Below are 19,281 nucleotides of genomic sequence, written 5' to 3' on the forward strand. Positions count from 1 at the left end.
GGTCGAGGGCAAGTCGTCCGCGGACGCCGTCACCACGCACGCGCGCGTGACGGACGACAGCAGATCTGACGAGGAGGCCATTGCCGCGCATGGGATGCGAAACACGCCCCAACCGGCAATGGCCTTCTTCGTATGTGCACCACGTAACAAAGGCGGGATCTCGATGACCACCAAGGCCCAGAAGAGCGACGACGGCAAAGTACCCGGCCGGTTTCTGCTGAAGCTTTCCGGAGAGGCCTTCTCCGGCGGCGGGGGCCTCGGCGTCGACCCCGACGTGGTGCACAAGATCGCCCGCGAGATCGCCGCCGTCGTCCGCGACGGCGCGCAGATCGCGGTCGTCATCGGCGGCGGCAACTTCTTCCGCGGCGCCGAACTCCAGCAGCGCGGCATGGACCGGGCCCGCTCCGACTACATGGGCATGCTCGGCACCGTGATGAACTGCCTCGCCCTCCAGGACTTCCTGGAGAAGGAGGGCATCGACAGCCGGGTCCAGACCGCCATCACCATGGGCCAGGTCGCCGAGCCGTACATCCCGCTGCGCGCCGTACGGCACCTGGAGAAGGGCCGCGTGGTCATCTTCGGCGCCGGTATGGGCATGCCGTACTTCTCCACCGACACCACCGCCGCCCAGCGCGCCCTGGAGATCGACGCCGAGGCGCTGCTGATGGGCAAGAACGGGGTGGACGGGGTCTACGACTCCGACCCGAAGGCCAACCCGGACGCCGTCAAGTTCGACTCCCTCGGCTACGGCGAGGTCATCACCCGCGACCTCAAGGTCGCCGACATGACCGCGATCACCCTGTGCCGCGACAACAAGCTCCCGATCCTCGTCTTCGAGCTCCTGGCGGAGGGCAATATCGCCCGCGCCGTCAAGGGTGAGAAGATCGGCACGCTTGTGGGTGAGCAGGGCAGCCAGGGCTGACGCCCGAGAGCAAGCCCGTCCGGGCGACGGACGGGACGGACCCTGACCGGGGGATGGACAATGTCCTGCCGGTCGGGAACCGTGCAGGAAGAAGACGCGACGCAGCCGGCCGCCGCCCCCACGCAGGAACCGCAGCCGGGCCTTTTACTCAAGACACGCAGGAGCAAGTGGTGATCGAAGAGACCCTCCTCGAGGCCGAGGAGAAGATGGAGAAGGCCGTCGTGGTCGCCAAGGAGGACTTCGCCGCGATCCGCACCGGCCGTGCGCACCCGGCGATGTTCAACAAGATCGTGGCCGACTACTACGGCGCGCCGACGCCGATCAACCAGCTGGCTTCGTTCTCCGTGCCGGAGCCGCGCATGGCGGTCGTGACCCCGTTCGACAAGACCGCGCTGCGCAACATCGAGCAGGCGATCCGGGACTCCGACCTCGGCGTCAACCCGAGCAACGACGGCAACATCATCCGAGTGGTGTTCCCCGAGCTGACCGAGGAGCGCCGCCGCGACTACATCAAGGTCGCCAAGGGCAAGGCCGAGGACGCGCGCGTGTCCATCCGCTCCGTCCGCCGCAAGGCCAAGGACGCCATCGACAAGCTGATCAAGGACGGCGAGATCGGTGAGGACGAGGGCCGCCGTGCGGAGAAGGAGCTCGACGACACCACGCACAAGTACGTCGCCCAGGTGGACGAGCTTCTGAAGCACAAGGAAGCCGAGCTGCTCGAGGTCTGATGAACGACTCTTCCTGGGGGGCGCCGTCAGGGGCCGGGCAAGCCGGGTACTGGGGGGCCGCCGAGCGTGGACCTGTCCAGGGGGCTGCCCCGGCGGGTCCCGCGTACGATGCGCCTGAGGCGCAGCAGACTCGCCCCATGCCCATCGTGCCCGACGTACCCGCGTATGGCGGAGACCAGGATGATGACCGGGGGGCCGCTCGGCTGAGCGGTCCCTTGTTCAGCGACCGGCCGCCGCAGACGCGGCCTTATGACACGCCGCAGGCGCGGCCCTCCGAGGCGGCGTCGCAGAATCCGGAGCCCATGCCCGACGCCTCGCAGCCGGCGCCTCAGCCGCAGAAGAAGAGCGCGGGGCGCGACCTGAGTGCGGCCATAGGGGTCGGGGTCGGGCTCGGTGTGGTGATCATCGCGTCGCTGTTCGTCGTCAAGGCCGTGTTCGTCGGTGTCGTCGCGGTCGCCGTCGTCGTGGGCCTGTGGGAACTGGCCAAGCGGCTCGACGAGCGCAAGGGCATCAAGGTGCCGCTCGTTCCGCTCGCACTCGGCGGTGCGGCCATGGTCGTCGCCGGGTACGTCCGGGGCGCCGAGGGCGCCTGGGTGTCGATGGCGCTGACCGCGCTGGCCGTGCTGGTCTGGCGGATGACGGAGCCACCGGAGGGTTACCTCAAGGACGTCACGGCGGGCGTCTTCGCGGCGTTCTACGTGCCGTTCCTGGCGACGTTCGTCGCGATGATGCTGACCGCCGATGACGGGGCGTTCCGCGTCCTGACGTTCCTGCTCCTGACGGTCGTCAGCGACACCGGGGCGTACGCCATCGGCTGGCGCTTCGGCAGGCACAAGCTCGCCCCGCGCATCAGCCCCGGCAAGACCCGCGAGGGCCTGCTCGGCGCGGTGAGCTTCGCGATGGTGGCGGGTGCGCTGTGCATGGAGTTCCTGATCGACGACGGAGCCTGGTGGCAGGGCCTGCTGCTGGGCCTCGCGGTCGCGGCCAGCGCCACGCTCGGCGACCTCGGCGAGTCGATGATCAAGCGGGACCTGGGCATCAAGGACATGGGCACGCTGCTGCCGGGGCACGGCGGGATCATGGACCGGCTGGACTCGTTGCTGCCTACGGCGCCGGTCGTATGGCTCCTGCTCGTCCTGTTTGTCGGGTCTGGGTGACCGTGGGGCATGGTGCCGCGCGGCGGTAGCCGCGGGTGGATGGCGTATGGACCGGTTGGACTCGTTGCTGCCTACGGCGCCGGTGGTGTGGTTGCTGCTGGTGCTCTTCGTGGGGTCGGGCTGACGAAGCCGTGACGGGAAGCCCTCGCTCTTGTCGGGCGGGGGCTTCTTGCGATGGTGCCGGGGGTCCGCAGGTGGGACGATTCCGGTGTACGTCATCGAAGGCATCCAAAGGGGTCATCATGACCGCCATCCGAGAAGTCATCGACATAGACCGGTCCCCGGACGAGGTCTACGCGTATGTCACGGACCCTTCCCACCTGCCGGAATGGCAGCTGAGCGCCGTCTCCGCGGACCTGCTCGACGAGGGACCCACGCACCCCGGCTCCCGGGTCCGGGTCACCCGGCGCATCGGCAGTCGCGAGATTCCGATGACCGTGGAGTTCACCGAACTCGACCCACCGCACAGCTGGGAACTGCACGGCACCGAGGGTCCCGTCAGGCCACGGGCACACGGTGAGATCGAGCCGCTCGACGACGGCCGCCGCTCCCGCGTGACGATCGAGCTCGACTTCGAAGGGCACGGCCTCGGCAAGCTCCTGGTGCCCCTGGTCGTCCGCCCTCAGGTCCGCAAGGAGCTGCCGCGGGACGAGCAGCTGCTGAAGGACAGGTTGGAGCGCACGACCGACTGACCCGTTTCTGACGCTGACAGTGAGAACTCGACCACAGGTCCTAGCTGCCGTGACGACGAAGAATCGGATCAGCACCGCCGCTGGTCAGCAGCTGCACATGCGCTGACAATTCGTCGCGCTGGCACGGGCGCGCAGTAGGTTCACCCGCCATGGCCTGCATGAGCTCACGCGCCTGATCACGGTACGGGGCGCCGAGTTCGCTGAGAGCTGCCGCTGCCGCATACCGTTCGTCGAATGAATTTGTGCTGTCGGTCGCCAGTTCCCGCAAGACCTCAGCCGCGTGCGACAGATATTCGCTGTCGAAGTCCAGAAGCGACTCCGCTGCGTGAATTCGTGTCCCAGGATCGACGTGCGGTGAGGTCATGATCTCGAACGTGTGCTGGGTCGCGTGAGCCGCCCACTCAGGTGCCATGGCATGAAGGGTGTCGATGAGGGCCATGCGGTCCACGACGGACTCAAGTCCCAGGTGGCATACGAGCGAGCAGAACAGGTAGGTGTCATCACCTGGATCCGGTGGGCGACTACAGCCGAGCGTACTGAGCAGGGACTGGATGACCGACTGCTCGCGGATGTCCAGCGGTTCGTCTGCGACCGGGGAGGGGGCGACCGTCTCGGTGCGGCTGAGGAATTGCGAGACGGGAAATTGCTCCGCGAGGTATGCGCGGGCCAGGGGATTCGGTATCTGACAGGCTGTGCTCCGGCTCGCCGCGGGCAGGCGGGGCAGGACGGACAAGAATGTCTGCAGCTGGGCGGGTGTGTAGGGGCTGCCCTCTGCCATGAGGACACCCGCGACGTGTTGATGCCCCGCGCTGCCCTCCAGCAGCCAGGTCAGCAACGCCTCCGCAGCCAGAGGGTGCCGTTGGGCGTAGTGAACGAGTGCGGCACGGTGCTCGCGCCCCTTGCGTCCTGTGAGGCGTGCGGCCTCGAATGCGAACGCCTGCCATTCCACGGAGCTTCCGTCGAAACTCTCGGGAAGATCCATGGCGCGCGCCTCTGCCGCAAGGAATTCGGCGAAGCTCGTATGCATGAACCGGATCGATCCCTCGCCGGAGGCGAGGAGCCCACTCGATATCAGCAGGGTCGCGACGTATTCACCCCAACCAGGAATGCCGGTCTGCGCGCGGGGGCCGACTTTCGGGCGCAGCCACTCCAGGGCGACCGTCAACAGGTTGAACGAGGCCCGCTGATCGGATTCGTCGGAGCGGCCCGCGGGTTCTGAAAGGTGCCGGACTGCTTCAGTGGCGACATGACGCAAGACATCGTCGAGGTTCTCCTGGAGAAACCGGATGGCTTCCAGGGCCCACGAGTCCCTGCCTGCGTGCGTACGCATCTGGCTGAAGATGCCTTCGCGCTGCGCGGCCTTCGCACTCGTCAGATAGGTGCGGTACTGGTCGAAGAGAGCGTACTGATTGTTCGGCAGCCTCTGTTCCGGCCACGCTTCGAACACGGCGGCGGCCACCGCCGCCAGCAACGGAACTGCCACCAGATCGCGCAGTTCCGGGGTGTCGACCTGTTGAAGGAACTCCTGGGCCTGACGACGCCCGGGATCACGGCTCCCGAACCAGCGGTCGGCGAACGTCTCCAGCTGTGAGCGATCGAAGGGGACCATGGTGAAGACGAGGAAGCCGCTCTCGAGGAAGCGGTCCCGTTCCACCGGGTGCAGCGGACGGCACGATGCGATGATCTTGATACGACCGACCCGGCCTGCCTCGCTTCTGGCGATGGTGGTGAGGTGCAGGGCCAGCCGGTTACGTGCCTCCATAGGGATCTCGTCGAACCCGTCCACCAGGAGCAGCCAGGAGTAATCCTCCGGGACCAGTGCCTCGGTGGCGTCATCGAACCGCCGCTCATCGTGCTCAGTCCCGGCGAAGACGAGCCGGGACAAGGTGCGGTCCACCCCGCCCGGGCCGGCGGTCAGTTGCTCGGCCGTCGCCCAGACCGGGACGCAGGCGTTCCGCGTGAGCGTCGCGTCGAGGAGCTCGGCGGACAGATGCCCGGCAAGTCTGGCGAGCAAGGTCGACTTGCCGCTGCCCGGACCGGACTCCAGGAGGAGATGGCAGCCGGCGGGATCATCGAGGATGTCCTCGATGTGCCCTCGCTTCAGTTCTGCCCCCGGTTCCTCGGCAGTACGGGATTCGTCCAACTGCTGCTGAACGTGTACGGCCGACAGCGGTCGTCGCGCGCCCGTGCCACCGCGAACGACATAGGGCCACGCCTCGCCTCGTTCCCTCTGTTCCATCAGCAGCGGGAGCAGGAAAGAGGGAACCGGCGCTGACGAAGCCCTGACGGCATGCCGGACGGGCTGGGCCGACTCGAGAAGTTCGTTGAGATACCGACGGCTGGGCTGCTCCCCGGCCCAGCGCGACCAGAGCTGTACCAGGGCCCATAGTTTCGGCTCATTGGCCAAGGTGGGTGCCTGGCGGCTTCGCGGCTCGTCCGTCAGCCAGTTACTCAGCCGGCGAGCATCCAGCTCGACCTGGAACTCCTTGCTGAGGATCTTCGCGGTCTCGCGACGGGAGTACGGAATCCTGTGCCGAAGCCGATTCGCTTTGGCTCTGCGTTCCAGGTCGCGCAGGTATGCGTGGAGCGCGCGGTCCGGATGCTCCACGTCCTCCCGTCCCCCCTTGACGACCCTTGCGGTGCCCGCTGCGGGCACCGCCGGGCAACCCCTGACCTGCAGGGTAAGAGGGTGGCCGCCCGGTCCGCCCGCACTTCCCCAGGATTCGGTCCACGAGCGCCCACCGTGTGGAGGCGAAACGTACGACGCCACCAGGGAGGGATCATGAGGCGTAACAAACGCCCCACCATCGAGCGCCTGTATCGAGCCGCGCTGTTCGCAGCGGTCCGCGGAGCAGCCGCCGCAGCCGGGTCGTCCGTGGTGGCCATCGCGGTGTGGGCATTCCAACGCTGACCGTACGGCCGCGGGTCACAGGAATTGATCTGCGACACTGGTTGAGCCATGCCTAAGCCCGGAGAACTCACATTCGTCGCCCCGCGCGGAGCCAAGAAGCCGCCGCGGCATCTTGCCGACCTCACGCCCGGTGAGCGCAAGGACGCCGTCGCTGCGATCGGTGAGAAGCCGTTTCGCGCCAAACAGCTCTCACAGCACTACTTCGCGCGGTACGCGCACGACCCGGAGCAGTGGACCGACATCCCGGCCGGTTCGCGCGCCAAGCTGCGGGAGGAGCTGTTCCCGGAGCTGATGACCGTCGTACGGCATCTGTCGACCGACCAGGGCGACACGCGCAAGACGCTGTGGCGGCTGTTCGACGGGACGCTCGTCGAGTCGGTGCTGATGCGGTACCCGGACCGGGTGACCATGTGCATCAGTTCGCAGGCGGGATGCGGGATGAACTGCCCGTTCTGTGCGACCGGGCAGGCGGGCCTCGACCGGAATCTGTCCACCGCCGAGATCGTGCATCAGATCGTGGACGGGATGCGGGCGCTCAGGGACGGAGAGGTTCCTGGGGGGTCCGCGCGGCTTTCCAACATCGTCTTCATGGGCATGGGGGAGCCGCTCGCCAACTACAACCGGGTCGTGGGGGCCATTCGGCGGCTCACCGATCCCGAGCCCGACGGGCTGGGGCTCTCCCAGCGCGGGATCACCGTGTCGACGGTCGGGCTCGTGCCGGCCATCCACCGGTTCGCCGACGAGGGCTTCAAGTGCCGGCTCGCGATCTCGCTGCACGCGCCCGACGACGAGCTGCGCGACACCCTGGTGCCGGTCAATACACGGTGGAAGGTGCGTGAGGTGCTCGACGCCGGGTTCGAGTACGTCGCCAAGTCGGGCCGTCGGCTGTCCATCGAGTACGCCCTCATCCGGGACATCAACGACCAGGCCTGGCGTGGTGACCGGCTCGGGCGGCTGCTCAAGGGCAAGCCGGTGCATGTGAACCTGATTCCGCTGAACCCGACGCCCGGGTCGAAGTGGACCGCTTCGCGGCCCGAGGACGAGAAGGCGTTCGTCGAGGCCATCGCCGCCCATGGTGTGCCGGTGACCATTCGGGACACCCGTGGGCAGGAGATCGACGGGGCGTGTGGGCAGCTCGCGGCGACCGAGCGGTAGTCTGGCCGCCGTAAGTACATCTTCATATTCCGACAGGGGAGCGCCACAGCGCTGAGAGTGCGGCACCGGCCGCAGACCCTCCGAACCTGGCCCAGGTCATTCTGGGTAGGGAGATCGGTCACCACTCGAGCTGTTGCGCCCTGCCCGGAGCCCCCAGAGGTTCCGGGCAGGGCCGCGTCTTCTCCTGGTCAACCCCAGGAGGAATTCAGTGAGCATCACCAAGAAGGCCACGGTTTTCGCCGTCGGGTTCGGTCTCGTCGCGCTGCCCGCCCTGGCCGCGTGCGGATCGTCCGACAGTGACGGCGGCAGCGGCAGCGGCGGCGGTTCCAAGACCGTCACGCTCGTCAGCCACAACTCGTGGGCCGTCTCCAAGCCGGTCCTCGGCGCCTTCGAGAAGCAGTCCGGCTACAAGGTCAAGGTCCTGGAGGACGGCGACGCCGGGCAGGCCGTCAACAAGGCGATCCTGACCAAGGACAACCCGCAGGGCGACGTCTTCTTCGGCGTCGACAACACCCTGCTCTCGCGGGCGCTCGACAACGATCTGTTCCAGTCGTACGAGGCGAAGGGCGCCGGCACCATCAAGCCCGAGTACCTCGCGGACAAGGACGAGCACCGGGTCACGCCCATCGACACCGGCGACATCTGCGTCAACTACGACAAGGCGTACTTCAGCGAGCACAAGCTGACGCCGCCGACGTCGTACGACGACCTGATCAAGCCGGAGTACAAGAACCTCCTCGTCACCGAGAACGCCTCCACCTCCTCGCCCGGCCTCGGCTTCCTGCTCGGCACCGCCGCGAAGTACGGCGACGACGGCTGGGAGGGCTACTGGAAGAAGCTGAAGGCCAACGGCGTGAAGGTCGTCGACGGCTGGGAGCAGGCCTACAACGAGGAGTTCTCCGGGTCCGCCGGCGGGAAGAAGGCGAAGGCCGACCGGCCGCTCGTCGTGTCGTACGCCTCCTCGCCGCCCGCCGAGGTGATCTACGCCGACCCGAAGCCGACCACCGCGCCCACCGGTGTCGCGACCGGAACCTGCTTCCGTCAGGTCGAGTACGCGGGCCTGCTCAGCAACGCCGAGAACACCGAGGGCGGCAAGGCGCTGATCGACTTCCTGCTGACGAGGACGTTCCAGGAGGACATGCCGCTCAACATGTTCGTCTACCCCGTGGTCGAGGGCGCCCAGGTGCCCGAGGAGTTCACCGAGTACGGCCCTCAGGCCGAGAACCCCGAGACCATGGACCCGGCGAAGATCGCCGACAACCGTGACGACTGGGTCAAGTCGTGGACCTCGCTCGTACTGAAGTAGAGGCACCCCGCAAGAGGGCCACGCGGAGCGCGGCGATGCGGCTCGGCCTCGTCGCCGTGCCCGTCGCGTTCTTCGCGGTCTTCTTCGCCTATCCCGTCGCCGCGATCGTCGCGCGAGGTCTGAAGGCGGACGGGGTGTGGCAGTTCGGGCGGCTGGCGGACGTGCTGGGGGAGCCCGACATCCGGCACGTCCTGTGGTTCACCACCTGGCAGGCGCTCGCCTCCACCGCGCTGACCCTGCTGATCGCGCTGCCCGGCGCCTACGTCTTCGCCCGCTTCGACTTCCCCGGAAAGCAGATCCTGCGGGCCGTGGTGACCGTCCCCTTCGTGCTGCCGACGGTCGTCGTCGGTACGGCGTTCCTCGCGCTGGTCGGCCGCGGCGGACTCCTCGACGAACTCTGGGGCGTACGGCTGGACACCACCGTGTGGGCCATCCTGCTCGCGCACGTCTTCTTCAACTACGCCGTCGTCGTACGGACGGTCGGCGGGCTCTGGGCGCAGCTGGACCCGCGGCAGGAGGAGGCCGCGCGGATGCTGGGGGCGTCGCGCCTCACCGCCTGGCGGACCGTCACCCTGCCGGCCCTCGCGCCCGCCGTGGCCGCCGCCGCGCTCATGGTCTTCCTGTTCACCTTCACCTCCTTCGGTGTCGTCCAGATCCTCGGCGGGCCGACCTTCTCGACGCTCGAAGTGGAGATCTACCGGCAGACGTCCGAGATCTTCGATCTGTCCACGGCCGCCGTCCTGACGATCATCCAGTTCCTCGCGGTGGGCGCGATCCTCGCCGTGCACGCCTGGACGGTACGGCGACGCGAGAGCGCCCTGCGTCTGGTGGACGCGTCGGTGACCGCGCGGCGGCCGCGCGGGGCGGGGCAGTGGGCGCTGCTGGCCGGTGTCCTGGCCGTCATCGTCGTACTCCTGCTGCTGCCGCTCGCCGTGCTGGTGCAGCGGTCGCTGGACGCGCCCGACTTCGGCTACTACCGGGCGCTGACCAGCGCCGACGGTGGGGTCTTCCTCGTCGCGCCGATCGAGGCGATCGGTAATTCGCTGCAGTACGCCGTCGTCGCCACGCTCATCGCCGTGGTGATCGGCGGGCTGGCCGCGGCCGCGTTGACCCGACGGGACGCGGGCCGGTTCGTGCGGGGCTTCGACGCGCTGTTGATGCTGCCGCTCGGAGTGTCCGCGGTGACGGTCGGCTTCGGGTTCCTGATCGCCCTGGACGAGCCGCCGCTCGACCTCCGCAGCACGTGGATTCTGGTGCCGCTGGCCCAGGCGCTGGTCGGGGTGCCCTTCGTCGTACGGACCATGCTGCCCGTGCTGCGGGCCGTGGACCAGCGGCTGCGGGAGGCGGCATCGGTGCTGGGGGCGTCGCCGTGGCGGGTCTGGCGTGAGGTGGATCTGCCGATGGTGCGAAGGGCGCTGCTGATCGCGGCCGGGTTCGCCTTCGCGGTGTCGCTCGGGGAGTTCGGCGCGACCGTGTTCATCGCCCGGCCCGACAATCCGACCCTGCCGGTGGCCGTGGCGCGGCTGCTGGGGCGGGCCGGCGAGCTCAACTACGGCCAGGCGATGGCACTTTCGACGGTACTGATGGTGGTGTGCGCGGTGGCGCTGCTGGTGCTGGAGCGGCTCCGTACGGATCGGACGGGGGAGTTCTGAATGACGGCGAGTCTGCCAAGCCGAGTGAGCCTGCTGAGTCTTGAGGGCGCGACCGTACGGTTCGGTGGGCGGCCCGTGCTGGACGGCGTCGATCTCGATGTCGCCGAGCACGAGATCGTGTGCGTGCTCGGGCCGAGCGGCAGCGGCAAGTCGACGCTGCTGCGGGCGGTGGCGGGCCTGCAACCGCTCGACGCCGGGCGGGTGTCGCTGGACGGGCGGGATCAGTCCGGGGTGCCCGCGCACAAGCGGGGCGTCGGGCTGATGTTCCAGGACCATCAGCTGTTTCCGCAGCGGGACGTCGGCGGCAACGTGGCCTTCGGGGCGCGGATGCACGGTGCCTCCAAGGGTGAACAGGCCGAGCGCGTACGGGAGTTGCTCGACCTGGTCGGACTGCCGGGGGCCGCCCGTCGGGCCGTCGCCTCGCTCTCCGGTGGGGAGCAGCAGCGGGTGGCGCTGGCCCGTGCGCTCGCGCCCCGTCCCCGGCTGCTGATGCTGGACGAGCCGTTGGGCCAGCTCGACCGCTCCCTGCGGGAGCGCCTTGTCGTCGAACTCCGGGAGCTGTTCGGGCGGTTGGGCACCACCGTGCTCGCCGTGACGCACGACCAGGGCGAGGCCTTCGCGCTCGCCGACCGGGTCGTGGTGATGCGGGACGGGCGGATCGCCCAGTCCGGGTCGCCGTTGGAGGTATGGCAGCGGCCCGTGGACGAGTTCGTGGCGCGCTTCCTCGGGTTCGACAACGTGGTCGAGGGCACGGTCGCCGGGGAGGCCGCGGACACGCCCTGGGGCAAGCTGCCGGTGAGCGAGGGCGCCGCGCAGGGGCCGCGGACGCTGCTCGTACGGCCGGCCGGCGTACGGCTCGTGGCCGCCGACGCGGGGCTGCGCTGCACGGTCACGGCACGCACGTTCAAGGGCACGCACGTGGCCGTGCACCTTCAGCCGGAGGACGCGCCGCGCCTGGAAGCGGCGTGTGCGCTGCGGGACGCGCCCGAGGTCGGGGACACCGTCGGGGTGGAGTTCGAAGCGGCGGAAATTGTGCTGCTGGGCTGATCGTCCGGCGCATAGGGTGCGGGGCATGACGCCACTCCCGCACGATCGCTACTGTGACGAAATATCCCACCAGGTCGGCCTGTTGAGGGCCGTGGTGACCTCCGGGGCCGATCTGTCGGTCACCGTGCCGACCTGCCCGGACTGGTCGCTGGAGGAGCTCGTACGGCACATCGGCGGCGCCCTGCGCTGGGTGGAGCTGACGGTGCGCACGCGCGCCGAGGACGAGGTCCCGGAGGAGCGGGTGCCCGGCTTCGAGGGCCCCGAGGGCGAGGGGGACGCCGCCGCGCTGGACGCCTGGCTGGCGGAGACCGGTGAGATGCTCGTCGGCACGCTGCGGGAGGCCGGGCCGGACGCCAAGGTGTGGGGATGGGCGGGGATCCTCAACGCCGGGTTCTGGGCCCGCCGTATGACGCACGAGATCACCGTCCACCGCGCGGACGCGACGCTCGCCGCCGGACTGCCCTACGAAGTCGCGCCGGACGTGGCCGCCGACGCGATCGACGAGTGGCTGGAGATCGTGGAGTGGGCGCAGCGGACGCTGCCGGACGACCCGGCGCGGGAACTGCGTCGGCCGGGGAGCAGCATCCATCTGCACGCCACCGACAGCGCCCCCGATGTGAATGCGGAGTGGAGCGTCGACCTGTCCGGGGAGGTTCTCGCCTGGCGGCGCGGCCACGAGAAGGCGACCGTCGCGCTGCGGGGACCGCTCACCGCCGTACTCCTCGCCTTCTACCGTCGACTGCCGCTGGACAGCCCGGAGTTGGAGGTCCTCGGCGAGCGGGAGTTGCTGGAGTTCTGGCTGGAGCGGGCGACCTTCGGCTGACAGGTTGTCGCGGGTCGTACGACAGCGAATGGCCCGCCCCCGGGAAGGGGACGGGCCACAAGGGTGTTGCCGTGCGGGCGTGTCAGCGGTCGTTGCTCGCCCCGCGACGGCGCAGACCGAGGAAGACCGCGCCGCCGCCGACCGCGACCAGGGCGATCGCGATGCCGGCGATGAGGCCGGTGTTGGAGTTCGCGCCGGTCTCGGCGAGGTTGGAGTCACCGGCCGCCGGGGACGGAGCGCTGCTCCCGGTGTCCGCGGGGGCGGTGCTCTCGCTCTCCGAGGGCGTCGGGGTCGGCGTGTCGGTCTCCTCGGCCGGGGTCGAGGCGGAGTCCGACGGGGTCGGGGTGTCGGACGGAGCCGGCGGCTCCTCCTCCTTCTTGCAGGCCGTGGAGGGGGTCGTCAGGTTCGGCTTGATGTCCTCGTCGACGTAGCCGGCGGCCTTGACGTGGATCCGGTACTCCGCGTCCGGCTTCCAGTTCTCGGCGAAGGTGATGGTGACACCCTCGCGCGAGCCCTTGACCTCCTGCTCGCCGACCTTCTTCAGGTCGGCGCCGTTGTTCTGCAGGTACACGCTGACGGTCGCCGGGATACCGCTGGGGTCCACGTCGGTGACCGTGATGACACCCTTGTCGCCGTCGCACTTGGCTTCGGCTGAGAATTCACTGATGTCGCACGCGAGGGCGTTGCCCGCGAGGCCGAGCGTGAGCGCGGCCGCGGCGGAGGCGACACCAAGAGCGCGCGCGGAACGCACGACAGTACGGCGGTTTATGGACACTTTTGTCCTTACGAGTTGCACAACTGAGGGGGGTTGAACGAGGCGGTGATGTGTCATCACCGTCCCCAGGAGTCTCACAGGTTTATAAGCGTGGCATAAGCAGTGTCAACGCATATGCAGTCCACGGGCGTTGGCTTTGCCCTCTTATTAATCGCTGAGACGTTTCAACGCCGCCGGAGCCTCCTCGATCCGGTCAACCAGGGCGATACGGGACTCCATCGAGCGGTCCCGTGCCAGGGACTTCAGCAGCGGCCACGTCGGCAGCTTCTCGGTCCAGTGGGCGCGGTCGACCAGCACCATGGGGGTCGGCTCACCGCGCGACTCGTAGTAGTTCGGCGTCGCGTTGTCGAAGATCTCCTGTACGGTGCCGGCGGCGCCCGCCAGGAAGACGACACCCGCGTTCGAGCGGGCCAGGAGGCCGTCCTCGCGGGTGGCGTTGGCGAAGTACTTGGCGATGTGGGAGGCGAACGGGTTCGGCGGCTCGTGGCCGTAGAACCAGGTCGGGATGCCGACGGAACGGCCACCCTTCGGCCAACGGGAGCGCACCTCGAAGGCCGCCATGGCCCACTCGGTGATGGAGGGGGTGAACCCGGGCGCCTTCGCGAGGAGCTGGAGGGCGTCGGCGAGCATCTCGTCGCCGTACGGGGCGGCGTACGCGCCGAGGTTCGCCGCCTCCATCGCTCCCGGGCCGCCGCCGGTGGCCACGGTGAAGCCCGCGCGGGCCAGCTCCCGGCCGAGTCGCGCCGCACCCTCGTAGGCCTCCGTGCCGCGGCGCATCGCGTGGCCGCCCATGACGCCCACCACCCGGGTGCCGGACAGGAGTTCGTCGAGGGCGTCGGAGACGGAGTCGTCGTGGACCGCGCGGAGCATGGAGGCGTAGATGTCGCCGTCCGCCTTGGTCTGCTGGAACCAGGCGTACGCGCGGGCGTCGGGGGTGTTCTCGTAGCCGTCGGCCAGGGAGGCGAAGAGTTCGTCGGGCGAGTAGACCAGGGCCCGGTACGGGTCGAAGGGCAGGCCGGGGAGCGGCGGGAAGACCAGGGCGCCGTCCGTGCGGATCTTCGCGGCCGCGTCCTCGCGCATCGGGCAGCCGAGGAAGACGGCGCCGGCCGTGTCCGTGGTGAGCAGTTCGCGCGTACGGTCCGTCAGATCGACGGCTTGGACACGGAATCCGGCGAGGGTGCCGCGCGCCGCGACGGTGGCGTCGAACTCCTCGAGCGTCTCTATCTCACGGTCGTTGTGGTGGGCCGCATGGGCGGGCATCGTCTGCACCCGCCCATGCTAGGCACCGTCGATGGGGCGGCCGGCCTCAGCCCTCGATGGCCGACGGGTCCATCCACACGACCTCCCAGGTGTGGCCGTCGAGGTCGTCGAAGGAGCGGCCGTACATGAAGCCCGGGTCCTGGACCTGGTCCGAGGCCGTGCCGCCCGCGGCGACCGCCTTCTCGACCAGCTCGTCGACCTTCTCGCGGCTCTCGGCGCTCAGACAGATCAGCACCTCGCTGGTCCTCGTGGCGTCCGCGATCTCCTTCTTGGTGAAGGTCGAGTAGAACGGCTTGGTGAGCAGCATCGCGACGATGGTGTCGCTGATCACGACGGACGCCGCGTTCTCGTCGCTGAACTGCGGGTTGATCGAGTAACCGAGCTCCGTGAAGAACTTCTTCGAGGCGTCGAGGTCGTTCACGGGCAGGTTCAGGAAGATCATCTGCTGGTACGCGGGGGCGGTCATCGTGGTCTCTCCCATCGGGGTGGCTGCTGTTCGATGGGGTAGACCGCGGGGCCGGGCGGAACTCATCGCCGCGCGGAGACTTTTTTTCTACGAGTTTTTCGCCGGGCGGCGGGGCCCGCTCGGCGGCTTCACCGTGCCAGGGGCAGCGCGGCCAGCTCGGCCACGATCAGGGTGAGCGGGCCGAAGAAGGCCAGCAGGATGCCGGCGCGCAGCGCGGCGGCGCTGCGGAGCATCGCGGTGGGGGCGCCGAGCCGCAGCAGCGCGGCCGTGGTGTCGGCGCGGGCGTGTTTGGCCTCCACGGCGGCCGTGAGGAGGGTGGCCACCGTGCAGCCGGTGACCAGGGTGACGCCGAGGGTGGTGAGGGCGCCGAACGGCGGGGTGGCCGCGTTGCCCGGGAAGGGCGCCAGGGCGTAGACGGCGGAGGTGACGGCGCAGACGATGCCGAGCGGGCGGCCGATGCGGACGGCTTCCTCCATCAGGACACGGCCGGCCAGGAGGCGCAGGGCGCCCGGTCGCGCGCTCTGCAGGAGGCGGCCGCAGAGGTGGGTGAGGCCGGGGGCGGCCAGGGCGAGCCCGAGGGCGGTGAGCAGCCAGCCGACCACGACTCCGGCGGGGCCGGTGGGGAGGGCGGCGGCCATGGCGACGGCGGTGCCGGTCGTCGTACGGCCGGCATAGGCCTCGACGGCGAGGCCCCCGGCGAGGACCGCGATGCCCCAGGGGAGGCCGGCGGGGGGTTTGCGGGGGGCGAGGGGGCGTGCGCGGCCCGAGTCGGTCGCGGGTGCGGGGTCGGCCACCGCTTCGGTCCAGTCGGCCGGTGGGTTGTCCGTGGTGGGGGTCGGCGTCCGGGCCGGGTCGGCTGTCTGCGGGGTGCCGCCCTCGGGCTGACGGGGCCCGTCCGTGTGGGCGTCGCCACGCTCGCCTCGCCGCAGGTGGGCGCCGAACCGCCCGTACGCCCCGAACGTCTCCCGCGCGCCTGGCCTGCCGTACGCCCCGAAGCGGACGTCCGCCCTTCCCGTGCCCTGGGCGGCGGTGGGGCCGAGTTCCCTCGGGCGCAGGGTCAGCGCCACCATCAGCGACGCGATCGCCGGTACCAGGGTCAGCAGCGTCAGCGTGGCGGGCACCGGCAGGGGGCTGCCCGCCGCCAGGAACTCCGCGGCCGCGCCGTCGAAGGGCATGCCCGTCAGGTCGCCCCTCAGATGGAGGAAGACCAGCAGGGCCACCGTGGAGCCGAGGGTGCAGGACAGGGCCGTGGTGGTGGCAGATACGGCCATCAGACGGGCCGGGCCCAGGCCGATGGCCGCGAGGCCGGGGCGGGGTCTGGTGCCGGGGTCGGTCCGGGCCACGGCCACGGCGAAGTGGACCGTCGCCGCCAGCGGGGGTGCGCACCAGGCAAGACGCAGGAGCGACGCGGCGGGGGAGTCGTGGGACATCGCGTAGCCCAGGGCGCACAGCAGGAGGAAGCCCGTACCGGCCGACGCCGCCGCCACCAGCAGGCGGCGCAGCTGTACGGCCGGTCGGGCACCGTGGGTCAGGCGGAGAGCGAGCACGCGGCCCGGCCTTCCGTCTCCGTGGCCGGTGGCAGGTGCACCGTGTTCACGCGCCGTCCGTCCATGAGCGTGACCGTGCGGTCGGCGAGCGTCGCCGGGTCCGCGTCGGGGCTGGCCAGGACGACCGTGATGCCGTGCGAGCGGGCCGCTGTCGTCAGGGTGCGCAGGATGTGCGCGCGGTCGGAGCGGTGCAGGGGGGCGGTCGGCTCGTCGGCGAACAGGACCGTGGGGGAGGGGGCGAGCGCGCGGGCGATGCAGACGCGCTGGCGTTCGGCGTGCACCAACTGGTGCGGGCGCTTGCGGGCCGACTCGGCGACGTCCAGGCGGTTCAGCCACTCCAGCGCGGCCGCCTTGGCGCGGCGGCGGCTGGTGCCGCGCAGCATCAGGGGGAGGGCGGTGTTCTCCCAGACGTTCAGCTCGGGGACGAGTGACGGTGCCGGGTCGATCCAGCTGAAGCGGTCGCGCCGGAGCCGTTCGCGGTCCGCCGGGCCCATCTTGTGCACCGGCACGCTGTTGAACCAGACCTCGCCCCGCCGGACCGCGGACAGGCCGGACAGACACCGCAGCAGAGTCGTCTTGCCGCTGCCGCGCGGGCCGATGACGGCTAGGACCTCGCCCTCCTGGACACCGAGCGAGACGCCGCTGAGCGCGGGCGAACCGTCGTTGTGCGTGAAGTGCAGGGCGCGTGCCCAGAGCACGTCGTTGTCCGGCGGGGCCACCATCGCGTACACCTCGGTTCTGATCCGTTTTCCCAGGCCTGATCCCTCGTGCGGGGGAACGAAGGCTGGGCTGATCGGTCACTGGCACGCTAGGCAGCCGCCGCCCGGAGCCCGGACAGCACACGGCCCCGGGCCGCCGTGTCTCACTCGAACGGGCGGCACCGGGGCCGGTGTGTTGATCATTCAGGCGGGAGATGGTCTTCCGGGCGTCACAGCTTGGTCCACGCCTCCGACAGCGTCGCCCGCAGGATCTGCTCGATCTCGTCGAACGTCTCCTGGTTGGAGATCAGCGGCGGGGCGAGCTGGACGACCGGGTCGCCACGGTCGTCGGCGCGGCAGTACAGGCCGTTGTCGTACAGGGCCTTGGAGAGGAAGCCGTAGAGGACTCGCTCGGTCTCCTCCTCGTTGAAGGACTCCTTGGTGGCCTTGTCCTTCACCAGCTCGATGCCGTAGAAGAAGCCGTTGCCGCGGACGTCGCCGACGATCGGCAGGTCGTGCAGCTTCTCCAGGGTCGCGCGGAACGCGCCCTCGTTGTCCAGCACGTGCTGGTTCAGACCCTCGCGCTCGAACAGGTCGAGGTTGGCCAGGCCCACCGCCGCGGAGACCGGGTGGCCGCCGAAGGTGTAGCCGTGCAGGAAGGTGTTGTCGCCCTTGTAGAAGGGCTCGGCCAGCCGGTCCGAGATGATGCAGGCGCCGATCGGGGAGTAGCCCGAGGTCATGCCCTTGGCGCAGGTGATCATGTCCGGGACGTAGCCGAACTTGTCGCAGGCGAACATCGTGCCCAGGCGGCCGAAGGCGCAGATGACCTCGTCCGAGACGAGCAGCACGTCGTACTGGTCGCAGATCTCGCGGACCCGCTGGAAGTAGCCGGGCGGGGGCGGGAAGCAGCCGCCCGCGTTCTGCACCGGCTCAAGGAAGACCGCGGCGACCGTGTCCGGGCCCTCGAAGAGGATCTGCTGCTCGATCTGGTCGGCGGCCCAGCGGCCGAAGGCCTCCGGGTCGTCGCCGTGGATCGGGGCGCGGTAGATGTTGGTGTTCGGGACCTTGTGCGCGCCGGGGACCAGCGGCTCGAACGGCGCCTTCAGAGCCGGCAGACCCGTGATGGACAGGGCGCCCTGCGGGGTGCCGTGGTAGGCGACCGCACGTGAGATGACCTTGTGCTTGGTGGGCTTGCCGACCAGCTTGAAGTACTGCTTGGCGAGCTTCCAGGCGGTCTCCACCGCCTCACCGCCGCCGGTGGTGAAGAAGACCTTGTTGAGGTCGCCCGGCGCGTGGTCCGCGAGGCGCTCGGCGAGCTCGATCGCCTTCGGGTGGGCGTAGGACCACACCGGGAAGAACGCCAGCTCCTGCGCCTGCTTGAAGGCGGTCTCGGCCAGCTCGACGCGGCCGTGACCCGCCTGGACCACGAACAGGCCGGCGAGACCGTCGAGGTAGCGCTTGCCCTTGTCGTCGTAGATGTAGGTGCCCTCGCCCCGGACGATGGTGGGGACGGGGGCCTTCTCGTACGAGGACATACGCGTGAAGTGCATCCACAAGTGGTCGTACGCGGTCCTGCTGAGGTCCTGAGGGGTGTCGGTGCTCACGGTTATCGGGTCCTCACGGTTATCGGGTTCCCCACATGTAGGTCTGCTTCTTGAGCTTGAGATAGACGAAGCTCTCGGTCGAGCGCACTCCGGGGACGGCCCGGATGCGTCGGTTGATGACGTCCAGGAGGTGGTCGTCGTCCTCGCAGACGATTTCCACCATCAGGTCGAAGGACCCGGCTGTCATCACCACGTACTCGCATTCGGACATGGCGGTCAGCGCGTCGGCGACCGACTCCACGTCGCCCTCGACGTTCACGCCGACCATCGCCTGGCGGCGGAAGCCCACGGTGAGCGGGTCCGTGACGGCGACGATCTGCATCACGCCTTGGTCGAGCAGCTTCTGGACGCGCTGGCGCACGGCCGCCTCGGACAGGCCCACTGCCTTGCCGATGGCGGCGTACGGCCGGCGGCCGTCCTCTTGGAGTTGTTCGATGATGGCGAGGGAGACGGCGTCCAGCTGGGGACCGCCCGTCCTGGACTCGCGGGAGTCCCTGTGCTCTGCGCTTCGACTGGCCACGACGTCACTGTGCACGAC

At 69.5% G+C, this 19,281-nt stretch carries 18 protein-coding genes and 1 riboswitch; of the genes, 10 read left to right on the plus strand and 8 right to left on the minus strand.

The window, feature by feature from the left end; translation table 11 throughout:
• Positions 1-163: 163 nt before the first annotated feature.
• The 4 genes from pyrH (at position 164) to ACIREI_RS35075 (ending at position 3,499) form a co-directional block, all read left to right on the plus strand.
• Positions 164-922, plus strand: coding sequence for a UMP kinase (pyrH, locus tag ACIREI_RS35060; protein ID WP_274243771.1), 759 nt, complete (start codon positions 164-166; stop codon positions 920-922).
• Positions 923-1,092: 170 nt separating this feature from the next.
• Positions 1,093-1,650 (plus strand): ribosome recycling factor, encoded by a 558-nt coding sequence (gene frr, locus ACIREI_RS35065; RefSeq protein WP_062709224.1) that lies wholly within the window; start codon positions 1,093-1,095, stop codon positions 1,648-1,650.
• A 137-nt stretch (positions 1,651-1,787) separates the two neighbouring features.
• The gene (locus ACIREI_RS35070; RefSeq protein WP_403341701.1) at positions 1,788-2,807 is read left to right on the plus strand and encodes a phosphatidate cytidylyltransferase; all 1,020 of its coding nucleotides are present in this window, start codon (positions 1,788-1,790) and stop codon (positions 2,805-2,807) included.
• 242 nt (positions 2,808-3,049) lie between these two features.
• Entirely contained in the window at positions 3,050-3,499 is a 450-nt protein-coding gene (locus ACIREI_RS35075; protein ID WP_403341703.1) for an SRPBCC family protein, read from the plus strand.
• A 40-nt stretch (positions 3,500-3,539) separates the two neighbouring features.
• Here the strand turns inward: ACIREI_RS35075 and ACIREI_RS35080 are convergent, their stop codons facing one another.
• Positions 3,540-6,107, minus strand: coding sequence for an NACHT domain-containing protein (locus ACIREI_RS35080; RefSeq protein WP_403341706.1), 2,568 nt, complete (start codon positions 6,105-6,107; stop codon positions 3,540-3,542).
• A gap of 174 nt (positions 6,108-6,281) precedes the next feature.
• On the opposite strand from ACIREI_RS35080, the gene ACIREI_RS35085 reads away from it, so the two are divergent.
• From ACIREI_RS35085 to ACIREI_RS35110, 6 genes are all read left to right on the plus strand, one after another.
• A complete protein-coding gene (locus ACIREI_RS35085) occupies positions 6,282-6,410 on the plus strand; it encodes a hypothetical protein (protein WP_403341708.1) in 129 nt (42 codons plus the stop codon).
• Between the two features lie 48 nt (positions 6,411-6,458).
• Entirely contained in the window at positions 6,459-7,565 is a 1,107-nt protein-coding gene (gene rlmN / locus ACIREI_RS35090; protein WP_403341711.1) for a 23S rRNA (adenine(2503)-C(2))-methyltransferase RlmN, read from the plus strand.
• Positions 7,566-7,589: 24 nt separating this feature from the next.
• Positions 7,590-7,695: riboswitch (TPP riboswitch) on the plus strand.
• A 78-nt stretch (positions 7,696-7,773) separates the two neighbouring features.
• Positions 7,774-8,871, plus strand: a complete 1,098-nt coding sequence (locus ACIREI_RS35095) for a thiamine ABC transporter substrate binding subunit (protein WP_403341713.1) — start codon at positions 7,774-7,776, stop codon at positions 8,869-8,871.
• Between the two features lie 35 nt (positions 8,872-8,906).
• Positions 8,907-10,523 (plus strand): ABC transporter permease, encoded by a 1,617-nt coding sequence (locus ACIREI_RS35100; protein WP_403341716.1) that lies wholly within the window; start codon positions 8,907-8,909, stop codon positions 10,521-10,523.
• On the plus strand, positions 10,524-11,570 hold the full coding sequence (locus tag ACIREI_RS35105) for an ABC transporter ATP-binding protein (protein ID WP_403341719.1): 1,047 nt from the start codon (positions 10,524-10,526) through the stop codon (positions 11,568-11,570). It abuts the gene before it with no gap.
• Between the two features lie 25 nt (positions 11,571-11,595).
• Positions 11,596-12,393, plus strand: a complete 798-nt coding sequence (locus ACIREI_RS35110; RefSeq protein WP_403341721.1) for a maleylpyruvate isomerase family mycothiol-dependent enzyme — start codon at positions 11,596-11,598, stop codon at positions 12,391-12,393.
• Positions 12,394-12,475: 82 nt separating this feature from the next.
• On the opposite strand, the gene ACIREI_RS35115 is transcribed toward ACIREI_RS35110, so the two are convergent.
• The 7 genes from ACIREI_RS35115 to ACIREI_RS35145 all read right to left on the minus strand — a co-directional run bounded on the left by ACIREI_RS35115 (position 12,476) and on the right by ACIREI_RS35145 (position 19,278).
• Positions 12,476-13,144, minus strand: coding sequence for an LAETG motif-containing sortase-dependent surface protein (locus tag ACIREI_RS35115; protein ID WP_403341724.1), 669 nt, complete (start codon positions 13,142-13,144; stop codon positions 12,476-12,478).
• A 171-nt stretch (positions 13,145-13,315) separates the two neighbouring features.
• Entirely contained in the window at positions 13,316-14,437 is a 1,122-nt protein-coding gene (locus ACIREI_RS35120) for an LOG family protein (RefSeq protein ID WP_403341726.1), read from the minus strand.
• A gap of 37 nt (positions 14,438-14,474) precedes the next feature.
• Positions 14,475-14,894, minus strand: a complete 420-nt coding sequence (locus ACIREI_RS35125) for a VOC family protein (RefSeq protein WP_403341728.1) — start codon at positions 14,892-14,894, stop codon at positions 14,475-14,477.
• 128 nt (positions 14,895-15,022) lie between these two features.
• Positions 15,023-16,441, minus strand: coding sequence for a hypothetical protein (locus ACIREI_RS35130; protein WP_403341731.1), 1,419 nt, complete (start codon positions 16,439-16,441; stop codon positions 15,023-15,025).
• Positions 16,423-17,163, minus strand: a complete 741-nt coding sequence (locus tag ACIREI_RS35135; protein WP_403341733.1) for an ABC transporter ATP-binding protein — start codon at positions 17,161-17,163, stop codon at positions 16,423-16,425. The genes ACIREI_RS35130 and ACIREI_RS35135 overlap by 19 nt, the downstream gene beginning before the upstream one ends.
• Before the next feature lie 206 nt (positions 17,164-17,369).
• Positions 17,370-18,743: an aspartate aminotransferase family protein gene (locus ACIREI_RS35140; protein ID WP_403341736.1), complete on the minus strand. Its 1,374-nt coding sequence runs from the start codon at positions 18,741-18,743 to the stop codon at positions 17,370-17,372.
• A 19-nt stretch (positions 18,744-18,762) separates the two neighbouring features.
• On the minus strand, positions 18,763-19,278 hold the full coding sequence (locus ACIREI_RS35145) for an Lrp/AsnC family transcriptional regulator (RefSeq protein ID WP_301996579.1): 516 nt from the start codon (positions 19,276-19,278) through the stop codon (positions 18,763-18,765).
• Between the last annotated feature and the right edge of the window lie 3 nt (positions 19,279-19,281).

The sequence above is a fragment of the Streptomyces sp. NPDC093591 genome (assembly GCF_044764885.1).
In the GTDB taxonomy this organism is placed as follows: Bacteria; Actinomycetota; Actinomycetes; order Streptomycetales; family Streptomycetaceae; genus Streptomyces.

What these genes read in the sequence shown, in the direction of transcription:
- pyrH (WP_274243771.1), top strand. Translation starts at nt 164, where the DNA reads ATGACCACCAAGGCCCAGAAGAGCGACGACGGCAAAGTACCCGGCCGG.
- ACIREI_RS35070 (WP_403341701.1), top strand. Translation starts at nt 1,788, where the DNA reads ATGCCCATCGTGCCCGACGTACCCGCGTATGGCGGAGACCAGGATGAT.
- ACIREI_RS35075 (WP_403341703.1), top strand. Translation starts at nt 3,050, where the DNA reads ATGACCGCCATCCGAGAAGTCATCGACATAGACCGGTCCCCGGACGAG.
- ACIREI_RS35085 (WP_403341708.1), top strand. Translation starts at nt 6,282, where the DNA reads ATGAGGCGTAACAAACGCCCCACCATCGAGCGCCTGTATCGAGCCGCG.
- rlmN (WP_403341711.1), top strand. Translation starts at nt 6,459, where the DNA reads ATGCCTAAGCCCGGAGAACTCACATTCGTCGCCCCGCGCGGAGCCAAG.
- ACIREI_RS35100 (WP_403341716.1), top strand. Translation starts at nt 8,907, where the DNA reads ATGCGGCTCGGCCTCGTCGCCGTGCCCGTCGCGTTCTTCGCGGTCTTC.
- ACIREI_RS35105 (WP_403341719.1), top strand. Translation starts at nt 10,524, where the DNA reads ATGACGGCGAGTCTGCCAAGCCGAGTGAGCCTGCTGAGTCTTGAGGGC.
- ACIREI_RS35110 (WP_403341721.1), top strand. Translation starts at nt 11,596, where the DNA reads ATGACGCCACTCCCGCACGATCGCTACTGTGACGAAATATCCCACCAG.
- ACIREI_RS35125 (WP_403341728.1), bottom strand. Translation starts at nt 14,894, where the DNA reads ATGACCGCCCCCGCGTACCAGCAGATGATCTTCCTGAACCTGCCCGTG.
- ACIREI_RS35135 (WP_403341733.1), bottom strand. Translation starts at nt 17,163, where the DNA reads ATGGTGGCCCCGCCGGACAACGACGTGCTCTGGGCACGCGCCCTGCAC.